Here is a 12,834-nt window from a genome sequence, read left to right on the forward strand (position 1 = left end):
GGATCGTTGGGGACCGCCCCCACTCAGCCTATTTAAGGACCCTGGCCCCCAAGGGACACTGATCCTATTTCCTGGCAAACCTCAATGTCACCAACTGGAACGGCCGGAGCGCGAGCTCGGCACCGGTATCTGCCGGAACAATTCCGGGCGCCTCGGCGGCACGCTCCAGGAGATCCGTCGACACCACGCCATTGACAGGGAAGTTGGCTGTGAGAGTTCCCACGGACCGCTGCCCCAACGACTCATAGAGCCGGACCACCACATCGCCCGATCCGTCCTGGGCCAGCTTCACCGCTTCAATGACCAGGGCCGGATTGCTGACGGAGAAGAGCGGCTCCACCGCGGTGCCGCCGCTGACCAGCCGGGGCGCCAGGTTGGTGCGGTACCCTTCCTGGACGGCGGCCGCAATGTCAGCACCTGGGCGGATGGTCACCGTCAACTCCTGGTGTCCGCGGTCGGCGTCGGGGTCGGGGAACTTAGGAGCCCGCAGCAGGGACAGGCGCACCGTAGTGGTGGTTCCGCCGTCGGATTCCCTGATGCTTCTGCCCACGTCGTGGCCGTATGTGGAGGAGTTGGCCACCGCCACACCGTAGCCGGGCTCCCCCACGTGGATCCACCGGTGGGCACAGATTTCGAACTTCGCGGCTTCCCAGGAGGTGTTGGTGTGGGTGGGCCTGAAGACGTGGCCGAACTGTGTTTCGGCAGCTGACCGGTCTGCCCGCACGTCGAGGGCAAAGCCGAGTTTCAGCAGCTTTTCGCGCTCCTGCCAGTCCACGGCCGTGGTGATTTCCAGTGACGGGCTGCCGGGGGCCAATGTGATGCGCTGGGTCAGCGGCGAGCTCCCTGCCAGCCGTTCCACCACCACCACGGCGCTGCCGTCTTCATTGGCCAGCCGGACCGACTCCGCGTGGACCAGCGGAGTGACATTGCGGCGGTAGAACTCGTCGATGTCCCAGGCGTCCCATTCATTGGGGGTGTCGCGGTGCAGTTCCAGCAGGTTGCCGCGCTGGCCAGGGGCGATGGCCTCTCGTCCGGTGGCGTAGTCACGCAGGGACGCGAGGAGTCCATCGGCGTCCACCTCGACCCGGATAATCCCGTTGTCCAGGATGTAGCCGCCGTGGTGTGGCGTGGCGAGCACCGGCCCAGGGAGCGGCGTTGGTTCCGCTGCCGCAAGGGCGGGCACTCCATTCCTTGCGTGCGGCGAAGCGTTAAGCAGGAACTGCCGGTCCCCGGAGCCCAGCATGGCGGCAGCTGCCTGGCTGATGATTGCTTCAAGCGCCTTTTCGATGGCCTGGTAGTTACGCTCGGCGTCCTGGTGGACCCAGGCAATGGAGCTGCCGGGAAGGATGTCGTGGAACTGCTGCAGCAGTACCAGTTGCCAGAGCCGCTTGAGCTCGGCATCCGGATAGTCGTATGCGCCGGCCGACCGGACTGCAGCCGTGGAACACCACAGTTCCGCCTCACGCAGCAGGTGCTCGCTGCGCCGGTTGCCCTTCTTGGTCCGCGCCTGGCTGGTGTACGTGCCGCGGTGCAACTCCAGGTACATTTCGCCCACCCAGACAGGCAGTGCCGGGTAGTCTTCCTCGGCCTGCCGGAAGAAACTCTCCGCTGAGCCGATCCTGACCCTGGGTGATCCCTCCAGATTCGCGGTTCGGGCAGCCGCCGCAAGCATTTCGCGGGTGGGTCCGCCGCCGCCGTCGCCATAGCCGAAGGGCACCAACGACACCGTCCCGCGGCCGTGGTCCCGGTAGTTGCGCTCGGCGTGGGCAAGGTCCCTGCCGCTGAGGTCCGAGTTGTAGCTGTCCACCGGGGGAAAGTGGGTGAACAGCCGGGTGCCGTCGATTCCCTCCCAATTAAAGGTGTGGTGCGGCATCCTGTTTGTCTGGTTCCAGGAGATCTTTTGGGTAAGGAACCAGCGGCTGCCCGCGGCTTTTACGATCTGGGGCAGGGCCGCACTGTATCCAAACGAGTCCGGGAGCCACGCCTCCCTGCACTCAATGCCGAACTCCGCCAGGAAGAAGCCCTTGCCCTCCACGAACTGCCGCGCCATGGCTTCGCCGCCGGGCATGTTGGTATCCGATTCCACCCACATGCCGCCGACGGGCACAAACTGGCCTGCCCGTACCTTTTCCCGGATCCGGCTGTACAGCTCCGGGTACAGCTCCTTGATCCATGCCAGCTGCTGCGCGGACGAACAGGAGAAGACGAAAGTCGGGTCTTCATCCATGAGTGCCACCACGTTGGAGAACGTCCGGGCGCATTTGCGGATGGTTTCACGGACCGGCCAGAGCCAGGCCGAGTCGATGTGGGCATGGCCCGTGGCAACCAGTTGATGCGCGGATGCGTAGGCGGGGCGGGCAAGGACTTCGGCGAGCTCCTGCCGTCCTGCCGGCGCGGTCCCGGCAACATCGTCAGGGTCCATCACGTCCATCATGCGTTCGAAGGCCCGGAGGATCTCATGGCGGCGGGGAAGCTCCAGGGGGAGTTGTTCCATGAGGCCGGCCAGCGTCCACACGTCCTGCTGGAGTTCCCACACGCACTGGTTGAGTTCAGCGATGGCGATGTTGCCCAGCCGGTACTGGGGTGCTCCCCCGGCGGTCGCCTTGTCTCCCAGCGGGGTGGCGGCAAAGGTCCAGCCTTGCGCCATGTCCGGGTTCGCGGCCGCCTCCACGTAGAAGTCCACGGCCATGCCGCCGCCCAGCAGCTTCAGGGGAATGTACTGGTTGCGGGGTGAGATGGCCTTGATGATGGTCCCGTCAGGCCGCCAGGCGATGCCCTCGCACTGAAACCCGGGCGCTTCGGTGGTGAACCCAAGATCCACCACCACCTCCACGGTGGTTTCCGGGCCGCCGCCCCAGGATTCCGGCACCTCCCCTTGCAGCCGGAGCCAGGTGGTCCCCCACGGCCGGCCCCAGGCGGCGCCGTGCTCCTGCGGCTGGAACTCCTGCCGCATCGCTTCGAGCGCGGGGACCGGTTCACCGGGGGCCTCCCAACTGCTCAGGGCAAGCGGGACCGTCCGGCTGTAGACGGCAGGGGCGATGCGCTCGCGCACAAACCTGGCCAAGCGGACTTCCGTGATCCTGCGGTCGTCATGCAAAATAAGTCCTCTTTAGGCTCGGGGCTGGATCATCGCGTCCATTCGATGGACAAATCTACCCTCCGGCAGCATTGCAACCAACCCCCTTGCCCGGGCAGCCACGTCCCAGCCGTGCATTGGCCCTCCTAGACACTGGGCACGGCTGGTGCAGGGCGCAGGATCCGCGAGTCCCCGGCGTAGACGTTAAAACTGGTGTGCCGGCTGAAACCCGCCAGCGTCAAGCCGTTCGCCTCGGCCAGTTCCACGGCAAGACTGGAAGGGGCACTCACGGCAGCCAGGACGGGAATGCCCGCAAGGGATGCTTTCTGGACCAGCTCGAAGGACGCCCTGCCAGATACCTGGAGGACGGTTCCGGTAAGAGGCAGGAGGCCCTCGCGCAGTGCCCAGCCCACCACCTTGTCCACGGCATTGTGGCGTCCCACGTCCTCGCGCAGGCACAGGAGCTGCGGCTCGCCGTCGTCATCGATCCTGAACAGGCCTGCCGCGTGCACGCCGCCGGTGTCCTCGAAGACACGCTGGGACTTCCGCAGCATCCCCGGCAGGGCGGCCAGGACTTCCGCGTCCACAGTCAACGGGTCCGTCCGGGGGCTGAAGTGGGAGGACTTTTGGACAGCTTCGATGGAGTCCGTTCCACAGATGCCGCAGGAGCTGGACGTGTAGACGTTGCGGCCGGTGTCGGGAACTGGCACATCCGGCCGCAGCTGGGCCTCCACCACGTTGAATGTCTGGACACCGTTCTCGTCCTCGCCGGCACAGAATCGCAGCGAAACCAGCTGTTCGGGGGCCCATATGACCCCCTCGGACACCAGGAATCCAGCCACCAGGTCAAAGTCGTCCCCCGGGGTTCGCATGGTGACCGAATAGGAAAGCTTTCCCAGCCGGATCTCCAGCGGTTCCTCGACGGCGAGGACGTCTTCGCGGTGGCGGACCGGGTACTCCAGGGCTCCCGGCGAACCGTCCAGGACATACTTGTGCACCTTCCGGCGCTGGGTTACGCGTCCCATGTTCCACCCTGCTTGTTCATTACTCCATCATGGCACCAACAGGGGCCGCCTCAGCCCAGGAGGGCGCTCCAGTCCACGGGTCCGCTGGGTGCCGGCTTACCCTTGGGCTGGCCTGTCCGTGCGGCGCTTCTTGGCTTGGCTTTGGCCGGGCCGTCCTGGGTAGGAGGTATTGGCGGCCCCCATGGCAGGGCGAACGCGGGCACCGGCTCGCCGAGCTGCACGCCGTGCGGTGGCACTACCAGCACACCGTCCGCGGCGGCGAGCCCGCGCATCATCCCTGGCCCCGTATGCTGCGCCGGGGACGCCATGCCGTACAGCAGCCGGAACGGCATCAGCCGGGTACGCCCGGGGTCCGGCTCGATCATGGTCCCGCACGGTACCTCCTCCACCGCCGGCATGGGACGGTGTCCCAGTGCGGCCAGCAGCGGGGCCCCCACAGTCGAAAGGGCCATCATGGCCGCGAGCGGGTTGCCGGGAAGCCCCAAAACGAAGCGTCCGTCGGGCAGTTCGGCGAGCACGGCAGGGTGGCCGGGCCGCATGGCCACGCCATCGATGATGAGCCGGCCGCCGAGTTCGGCCACTGCCCTGCGGAGGTGGTCCGTTCCCGAGCGCCCGGTGCCACCGGTAGTAATGACGACGTCGGCCGGCAGGTCCGGCGCGTCCGGCACCTCCGGCAGCACGTCCTCGAGCGCCGCAAGCCATTCGTCATAGGAGTCGCCGATCCGCTGCTGCCCGCCGGGTATGCCGCCCAGCATGGCGACGACATCCGGCAGCTGCGGGCCGAAGGTGTCGCGCACCTGGCCCGGGGCCGGCGTGCCGTGTTCCACCACTTCGGACCCGGTCAGGACCAGGCGCACCACGGGCTTTCCCTGGACCTGCACATCGTCGTAGCCTGCCAGCGCGGCAAGTGCCAGGTGGGCGGGATTGAGCTCCACCCCCGCCTTGACCAGGATGTCCCCTTCCAGGGCTTCCTCCCCGGCTTTCCTGATGTGCTCTCCCGCGCGGGGCTCGCCCGGGCGGGCCTTGCCTCCGGTCATCAGGAGTGGGAGTCCTTCATCGTCCTGGCCAAGGACTGCGCTCTCGGTGCGAAGCACTGCCTTGCCGCCTGCAGGGATCAGGCCGCCGGTGGCGATGGGGCTGGCCTGGTGCGGTGCCAGCCGGGTGCCGGGTTCCACCGGGATCCAGGGGCCGCTTCCGTTGACTACCCAGCCGTCCATGGCCGAGGACGCATAGTGGGGCATGTCCTGGAGGGCCACGATGTCCTGGTCCAGTTTGCGGCCCAACGCGATACGCAGTGCCACTGGTCCGGGAGGAATGGGGGTTGCCGCGTCGAACGCCGCCTGCCGGGCCTCTTCCCACGTGTGGGCAGCATGGTGCTGGCCCGCATGCCCTGCTTCCGCCGTCCCGGCTTGGACTGCGCCGGAGTCAGTGGTTCCGGGTTCAGTGGGTCCGGGTCCAGTGGGTCCGGGTCCAGTGGGTCCGGGTCCAGCTATGCCGGCCGGCCCTTCCGCTTCGCTGCCAGGTGGCGCTTCCGGATCGCTTTGGGGTTCCGCGGTCATTCGCCGGGAGTCCCGGCGGCAGCCTCGGCCTCGTAGTCCTTTGCCAGGGTGCGGGCAACGGCCAGGGCCGCATCCATTGATTCAGCGTCCATCTCCCTGCCGGGAGCCGAAGCCAGGCCCGCAGCGAACCCGGCGATGAAAGTGGTGAGCGGAGCGGCTGGCCGGACCACAGCATGGGCGGCGACGCCCGCAAGCGCCAGCACCGCGTTGACGTCCACCTGGACGTCCTCAAGCTTGTACGCCTGGAGAAGTGCCCTGCACCACTCTTCCAGTGTTTCGTCCTGGCTCTTCACGAATTGCCTCCCACGTTTGCTCCGCCCGTCTGCCGGTCCTGGCGTTCGCTCTGGTTCCCGGCGGCAATCCCCAGCGCGGCAGCGTCATCCCAGGTATCCACATCGGAGGTGGACCCGGCAGGGACTGTGACAAGCTGCACGTCCAGATTAGCAAGGAGCGACCTGACAGAGCCGTTGACCAGCGCCCCGCGGGCAGCGAGGTCCCTGCACGCCTTTGTTAACTCAGGCGTGCGGTAAAAACCCACCAGTGGCTGTGGGCGGTCGCCTTCGGCAGCCATGACATTTGCCGGGTCGGCCGCCGTGGACATCTGCAAAGCTTCCTGAAGCGCTGCCACCGCTTGGGATGCCAGCGGCATGTCGCAGGCCAGCACCAAGAGGTAGGGCGCACCCTCGCCGATGTCCGCCAGCGCATCCAGCCCGGCCGCTATGGCTGCCGCCGGGCCCGCGAAGTGCGGCTGCTCCCTGCAGCTCAGCAGGTTGGGAGGCCAGATTGGCAGGGAAGCCATCTCGCCCACAACTGCCACATGCCGGGCCCCCGCGGCGGCAGCGACAGCGCGTTCGAGGAGGGATTGGCCTTGGAAGACGAGCGACTGCTTGGGTACGCCGCCCAGCCGCGATGACCTCCCCCCGGCCAGGATCACGGCATCAAAGGCAAGCCCGTTCACTTCCACTCCCCCAGCCTAGCGACCGGCAGCGTAGGGGCCGCACTGCGGGTCAGAACGTCCGGCGCACCGGAGCATCACGGCAACTCAGGCAGCGCGGGGTGTCAGGCGGCGCGTTCCGGAAGCAGGAAGGGGTCCCAGGCCGGCGTGGGCTTCTCCAGTTCCTTGATCTGCCAGATGGTTCCGTGCGGCGGTTCGGGCACGAACCGCAGGGTCCATCCCATCTCGGCTGGAGTGTGGTCGCCCTTGACGTTGTTGCAGCGCAGGCAGGCGGCCACCAGGTTCTCCCACGAATCGGCCCCGCCCCGGGACTTGGGGTGAACATGGTCAATGGTGTGCGCCGCTTTCCCGCAGTAGGCGCATTTATGCCCGTCGCGCCGGAGTACGCCCCTGCGGCTGACGGCCGTGGAGTGGTTGTAACGGGGCCGGATGTAGCGGTTGAGGAGGATCACGGACGGGCGGCCCAGAATGTCAGTAGGGCCCACCACGGGGTCGTCACCTTCGGCCACCACACTTGCCTTGCCTGTGAGCACAAGCACCAGCGCCCGGCGGAAAGTAATAACCGCCAGCGGTTCATATCCAGCATTCAGAACGAGAGTGCGCATGCACTTACCTCTTCACGGCCGCACCCGTCAGGGGCACGAGGGCCGGCTGCCCTCGGCATGTCCGGGCTATGGATCGACATCACAAGAGTAAACAAAGAAGTGCAGAATCGGGTAATCGCCACTCTGGAGCAGGACAACGGCTGGACACCGCGGGAGGGTCAGCCGCGGGCGGCGCGGGCCGATTAAGCGCGAAGGACCCCCGCCGGGATGGCGGGGGTCCTTGGGGGCATTGCCAGGCCTGCGGCCGTTCAGGCCTGCCTTGGGATGCTTAGTTGACGCGGATGAACACGGGGCCGGAACCCACGTTTGCGCTGAAGACCACAGTCTGGTTTCCGTTGTAGCCGCCGTGGACTGCCATGCCGTTTCCGGCGTAGACAGCAATGTGGGCCATGCCCGCGCCGCCGTCAGCGTAGTAGATCAGGTCGCCCGGCTGCGCTTCGGCTGCACTCACGGTGCGGCCCAGGGACAGGTAGCCGGCGGGCCAGTCATGGAAGTGGATGCCGACGGCGGCCAGCGAGTTGGTGACCAGCATGGTGCAGTCCTGCATAACGCCGAGCTGGGCGTAGGCGGCCGAGAGGATTGCAGCGCCCTTGCCGCTGGCGGAAGCCTGGGCACCGGGAGCGGCCGGAGCAGCAGCGGCGGCAACCTTGGCGGTGACCTTGGGAGCCGCAACGGGCTCGGCGGCAGGAGCAGCTTCCTGCACCTCGACCTGGGGCTCAGGCTCGGCGACGGGAGCCGGCGTTGTGGTGACAGCGGGCTTCTCGTAGCTGATGGCGATGGTGGAAGCCGCGGAAATCGGGGCGTCGATTGCGGATTCAACTTCCAGTGCGGACGCCGGAGCGGAATCACGCTTGACGTTGGCGTCGGCAGCGTTGGCCGCGATGCCGCTGGTCAGGACCAGGCCGGAAGCGGCAGCGATAACCGCAGCCTGGCGGCCCATGCCGCCTGCGTTGTCGCTGACGGCCTTTGCAATAACAGCGATCGAGTTGGTTTTGGTGACCTCGGCGCGATGCCGTGCGGTGGCACGAGTCGTCATCAGTTCTCTCTTTCGTTTTTCCCTCAAACCGCTTGTAGGCAGGCGAAGGTTGTTGGACGCGCCGGCATCTTGGGGGTACGTCGGCGCGTCCCGAACGGGGATGTGGTTTCTAGCGAAAAAGCCTTGGGCAAAGAAATAGCCCTTGGAGCGTTAAGCCCAAGAACTAGTTGCCGTAGTGGTAGTACGAGGAGGTGCCAGTGGCTGCAGGCGAGTGGAGCAGCGTGCCCTGGGAGGGGTTGAGTGCGCTGATCATCATGCCGTTGCCGACGTAGATGCCGACGTGCGCGCCACCGTTCTGGACAACCAGGTCACCCGGCTGCGGGGTGGAGGTGGGAGTCATGATGCTCCACGCATTGGTGCGGGGGATGCTGATTCCGGCCTGGGCGTAAACCCACTGCACGAACCCGGAGCAGTCCCAGCCGGTGACCGGGCTGGTGCCGCCCCACACGTAGGAGTGGCCGATGCCGGTGTAGGCGATGGCAGCGATGCCCGAGGTTGCCGCAGCGGATACGGTCTCCGCCGTCTTGGCGGCCGGAGACGCCTCCTGGCCTGCAGTGGTGGCGCGGTTCGCCGATGCCGTGGACTGGGTACGCACCGCTTCCACCTTCGGAGCAGCGGTGGTCTTGACGACCGGACGCTCGAAGGACACCGTGGCCGTGGGTGCGGCCGTGACAGCGAGGGCTGCCTGGGACGAGCCGGACTCGGTGGAGGCAGAGACACCGGCCGTGGTGTCAGCTGCCGTGGCGGGCAGGCCCATGCTCAGGATGAGGCCGGAAGCCGCTGCCACAACGGCAGCCTGGCGGCCTACGGTCCCGGCATTTGCACTGACGGCCTTGGACATGGCGTCCAGGGGGTTGGTGCGAACCGTTTGCGCACGGTGGCGCGCAGAATGATGGCGTGAAGACACGAAGGTAGCCTCTCCCAATGCCTGCGAGGTGAGCTGTCGGATTCGGATGGGAGTCACCCGGCCACGCTGCTTCCTGGGAAGCTTGTGACTTAACCCCAAGGCCTTCTGAACATGAAGGCCAAAATTGGTTCCCCCGCCCCTGCCAGACGATGAAATGCGAACGGACCTTGAGCGGTGGCAGAGTTAGGCAATCCACTCAAGAGCGTCAACTTCGGAAAAGTTGACGCGAGTTAGACGGTACAGCAGTTTTGCTTCAATGTCACATTCAGGTCACGGCGCGTCGCGGACATGTGAGAGCGGGCAACCATTTGGTTACAGCCAGCCCATGGGATCGACAACTTCGCCGTTGACCTGCACCTCGAAGTGGAGGTGGCAGCCGGTGGATGCGCCCGTGGTACCGCTCAGTGCCACCACGTCCCCGCGGGAGACGGTCTGGCCCACCTTGACGTTGAAGGACGAGAGATGGTTGTAGGTGGTCTCCAGCCCGTTGCCGTGGTCAATGACCACGCGGTTTCCGCCACCGAACTGGTGCCAGCCGGCAAAGGTCACGGTACCTGTCGCGGCGGCCAGGACCGAGGTCCCGCACTGCGCCACGAAGTCCTGGCCCCGGTGGAAGTCTCCGGAGCCTCCGGTGATCGGACTGACCCGGTAGCCGAAGGGGGAAGCGGTGGTGAGGGAGGCGAGGGGTGCAGCCAGGGTGCCGGCCGAAGCGGCACGCGTGACGGAGCCGGCGGACTGGGCGCTCAGGAGTTGCTTCAGCTTCCCGTCCGGGTCGGCCTGGGTCACCACGGCCGACCGGCTGAAGTCGATCTGTGCTCCGACATCGGCCGAGATCTGGGGCTGGGGGCTGACGGCGGACGCGGCCATGGGGGCACTGCCGGCGGCATCCGTGGCCATGACGGGACTCGTGGCGGGCACCGTGACCGTCAGCACCAGGCCTGTGGCGGCAAGGGCAATGCCGGCTTTTTGGCCAATACCGCTGGCGGCGGCAAACTCCGTCATCTGCCGGAAGGGACCCCGGCGGCGGCGCGCGTCACGATGCAGGTCGCGGGGGCGCTCCGCTGCGACAACTTCGGCAACCCGGGGTGCCGAAGGGGGGCCGGCCGCGCGGCGGCGGCCCCGGGAGGTCTGCATGGTCAAGAAGGGTTCCTCTCTGGAAGAAGCCTGCGGAGTTAGCTGTCGGATTCGGGTCAGAGAGATCAAAGACCCGGTCCGCCTTAGGCAAGCTTCTGCACAGGGGGTATTCCCGGAAGAATCCTTCACTGGAGAGGCTTGCTGCTGACGGACTTCACCCCAAGGCAGTCCCCCGCTGCCGCTTGTGGTTCCCCCGCCTCTGCCAGTAACGACTCGTGCACCTGGCCCGCTGGCAGAGCTCGGCTCCGGATCAGGTAACGCTTATGTATCAACGCTTGGTTCCACTATAGGGGCTTAAGACCCTAGGTAACAATTCCGTTACCTTTGCGTGGTTGCCCCTCTGTGGGGTATGGGCGACCCGATCAGGGCTGGCTGATGGCCACGAAGACGTGGGCGGCAACCTCGGGCGGCAGCTCCAATGCGCCTTCGATTCCGGGGACCCGCACGGAGATGTATTCGCCCACGCGTTCCAGCGCCACGGCGGCACCCGGCCGGATACCGCCCTCGTCCAGCTGCGCCAGCAGTTCCGGTTCCACCTGGATCGGCTCCGCCAGGCGGCTGATGGTCACTCCGGAGGCGGGCCCGTAATTCTTCATCGCTTCCACCAGGCTGATGGCGCCGTCGGCAAAGCCGGGCCCCGCCTGGCCGCCCAGCGCCGCAAGGCCAGGGATGGGGTTGCCGTACGGCGACTCGGTGGGGTGGTCCAGCATCTCGTAGATGCGGCGCTCAACGCGCTCGCTCATGACATGTTCCCAGCGGCAGGCTTCGTCGTGGACGTAGGCCCAGTCCAGGCCAATGACGTCTGCCAGCAGGCGTTCGGCCAGCCGGTGCTTGCGCATGACCTCCGTGGCGCGCTTGCGGCCCGTGTCCGTGAGTTCCAGGTGCCGGTCGCCGGACACGACCACCAGCCCGTCCCGCTCCATGCGGCCGATGGTCTGGGAAACGGTGGGACCGGAGTGGCGCAGACGCTCGGCGATACGGGCCCGAAGGGCAACGATGTTTTCTTCCTCAAGCTCCAGAATGGTCCTGAGGTACATCTCCGTAGTGTCGATCAGATCCGTCATCCAGCTCAGCTCCTCGAGCGCAGTACCTTGCGTTGTCCCACCGTATCGCCTCTTCGCGCAAAGTAGTCCGGGGGAAAGCTTAGCCTATTTTGACTTTGTCCGAATAGCCGCGCCCCGCGGGGCTCCACGGGGACGGCACGTCTCACTGTCCGGACTATGACGGGCCTGGCTCCCGCCCCCGGCGGCGGTTCAGGCAGAATGGGAATGGCCCGCAGCGCAGCCACCGGCGCTGCCGGCCACCGACCGCCCGCCCTTCCGGACCAAACTTTTGTCCCCGCCGAATTGGAGCACCTGTGAGCGACACCAGCATCACGATCCCCGCCGACCTCCTGCCCCAGGACGGGCGGTTCGGAGCCGGCCCGTCAAAGGTCCGGCAGGAGCAGATCGACGCGCTGGCAGCAGCTTCCAAGACGATCCTTGGCACATCGCACCGGCAGGCCCCGGTCAAGAACCTGGTCGGAGCGGTCCGTGAAGGGCTGAGCCAGTTCTTCCGCGCCCCGGAGGGCTACGAGGTGGTCCTCGGCGTCGGCGGCTCCACGGCTTTCTGGGACATCGCGAGCTTCGGCCTCGTGGAGAAGAAGGCCCAGCACCTGTCCTTCGGTGAGTTCGGGTCCAAGTTCGCCGCCGCCACCAACAAGGCGCCCTTCCTGGAAGCCTCCTCCATCATCAAGTCCGAGCCCGGCACCCGGCCCGCAGCCAAGGCCGAGGCCGGCGTGGACGTCTACGCCTGGCCGCAGAACGAGACCTCCACCGGCGTCGCCGCCCCCGTCAAGCGGGTAGCCGGAGCCGACGAGGGATCACTGGTCCTCGTGGACGCCACGTCGGCGGCCGGCGGACTGGACGTGGACGTTGCCGAGAGCGATGTCTACTACTTCGCCCCGCAGAAGAACTTCGCCTCCGACGGCGGCCTCTGGCTTGGCCTGTTCTCCCCCGCAGCGCTGGAACGCGCCGCGCGCATCAAGGCCAGCGGCCGCTGGATCCCGGATTTCCTGGACCTGCAGACCGCCATCGATAACTCCCGCCTGAACCAGACCTACAACACCCCGTCGCTGTCCACGCTGGTGACGCTGAATGCCCAGGTCCAGTGGCTGAACTCCAACGGCGGCCTGGACTTCGCGGCTGCACGGACGGCCGATTCAGCCGGCCGCATCTACAGCTGGGCGGAAGCATCCGGCTTCGCCACCCCGTTCGTGGCCAAGCCCGAGGAACGCTCCAACGTGATCGCCACGATCGACTTCGACGAATCGATTGATGCCGCCACCGTGGCCAAGGTCCTGCGCGCCAACGGCATCGTGGACACCGAGCCTTACCGGAAGCTGGGCCGCAACCAGCTGCGCATCGCCACCTTCGTGGCCATCGAGCCCAGCGACGTCTCCGCCCTGCTGGCCAGCATCGACTACGTGGTGGGCGAGCTGCGCAAGTAACCCGAGCTGCGCAAGTAACCACAGTTAAAGCACGACGGCGCCGCCCGGG

The 12,834-nt window shown here is 66.7% G+C and carries 11 protein-coding genes and 2 riboswitches; of the genes, 1 reads left to right on the top strand and 10 read right to left on the bottom strand.

Translation table 11 applies throughout. The features are described from left to right. Positions 1-64: 64 nt before the first annotated feature. From FB478_RS18520 to FB478_RS18560, 10 genes are all read right to left on the bottom strand, one after another. Positions 65-3,097, bottom strand: coding sequence for a glycoside hydrolase family 38 C-terminal domain-containing protein (locus FB478_RS18520; RefSeq protein WP_144601283.1), 3,033 nt, complete (start codon positions 3,095-3,097; stop codon positions 65-67). A gap of 125 nt (positions 3,098-3,222) precedes the next feature. Further along, positions 3,223-4,101 carry a formate dehydrogenase accessory sulfurtransferase FdhD gene (gene fdhD, locus FB478_RS18525; RefSeq protein ID WP_144601284.1) on the bottom strand — a complete coding sequence of 293 codons (879 nt, stop codon included), beginning with the start codon at positions 4,099-4,101 and terminating at the stop codon, positions 3,223-3,225. 50 nt (positions 4,102-4,151) lie between these two features. Next, complete coding sequence (locus FB478_RS18530; protein ID WP_144601285.1) at positions 4,152-5,660, bottom strand: molybdopterin molybdotransferase MoeA; 1,509 nt, start codon at positions 5,658-5,660, stop codon at positions 4,152-4,154. Further along, on the bottom strand, positions 5,657-5,953 hold the full coding sequence (locus tag FB478_RS21260) for a DUF6457 domain-containing protein (protein WP_018769556.1): 297 nt from the start codon (positions 5,951-5,953) through the stop codon (positions 5,657-5,659). The genes FB478_RS18530 and FB478_RS21260 overlap by 4 nt, the downstream gene beginning before the upstream one ends. Continuing rightward, positions 5,950-6,624 carry a molybdenum cofactor guanylyltransferase gene (locus FB478_RS18535; protein ID WP_056389135.1) on the bottom strand — a complete coding sequence of 225 codons (675 nt, stop codon included), beginning with the start codon at positions 6,622-6,624 and terminating at the stop codon, positions 5,950-5,952. Before FB478_RS18535 ends, FB478_RS21260 begins: the two co-directional genes overlap by 4 nt. A 95-nt stretch (positions 6,625-6,719) precedes the next feature. Then, entirely contained in the window at positions 6,720-7,220 is a 501-nt protein-coding gene (locus FB478_RS18540) for an HNH endonuclease (RefSeq protein ID WP_018769554.1), read from the bottom strand. A gap of 268 nt (positions 7,221-7,488) precedes the next feature. After that, positions 7,489-8,256 (bottom strand): NlpC/P60 family protein, encoded by a 768-nt coding sequence (locus FB478_RS18545; protein ID WP_144601286.1) that lies wholly within the window; start codon positions 8,254-8,256, stop codon positions 7,489-7,491. Between the two features lie 163 nt (positions 8,257-8,419). Then, positions 8,420-9,097: a C40 family peptidase gene (locus tag FB478_RS18550; protein ID WP_134165666.1), complete on the bottom strand. Its 678-nt coding sequence runs from the start codon at positions 9,095-9,097 to the stop codon at positions 8,420-8,422. A gap of 70 nt (positions 9,098-9,167) precedes the next feature. Then, positions 9,168-9,363, bottom strand: a riboswitch (cyclic di-AMP (ydaO/yuaA leader). 112 nt (positions 9,364-9,475) lie between these two features. Further along, entirely contained in the window at positions 9,476-10,297 is an 822-nt protein-coding gene (locus FB478_RS18555) for a M23 family metallopeptidase (RefSeq protein WP_134165667.1), read from the bottom strand. A 10-nt stretch (positions 10,298-10,307) separates the two neighbouring features. Beyond that, positions 10,308-10,552, bottom strand: a riboswitch (cyclic di-AMP (ydaO/yuaA leader). 107 nt (positions 10,553-10,659) lie between these two features. Next, positions 10,660-11,361 carry a metal-dependent transcriptional regulator gene (locus FB478_RS18560; RefSeq protein WP_018769550.1) on the bottom strand — a complete coding sequence of 234 codons (702 nt, stop codon included), beginning with the start codon at positions 11,359-11,361 and terminating at the stop codon, positions 10,660-10,662. 293 nt (positions 11,362-11,654) lie between these two features. On the opposite strand from FB478_RS18560, the gene serC reads away from it, so the two are divergent. Then, positions 11,655-12,785 (top strand): phosphoserine transaminase, encoded by a 1,131-nt coding sequence (gene serC / locus FB478_RS18565; protein ID WP_056389141.1) that lies wholly within the window; start codon positions 11,655-11,657, stop codon positions 12,783-12,785. Positions 12,786-12,834: the final 49 nt, after the last annotated feature.

This window comes from Arthrobacter sp. AG367, from assembly GCF_007828995.1.
GTDB lineage: Bacteria > Actinomycetota > Actinomycetes > Actinomycetales > Micrococcaceae > Arthrobacter.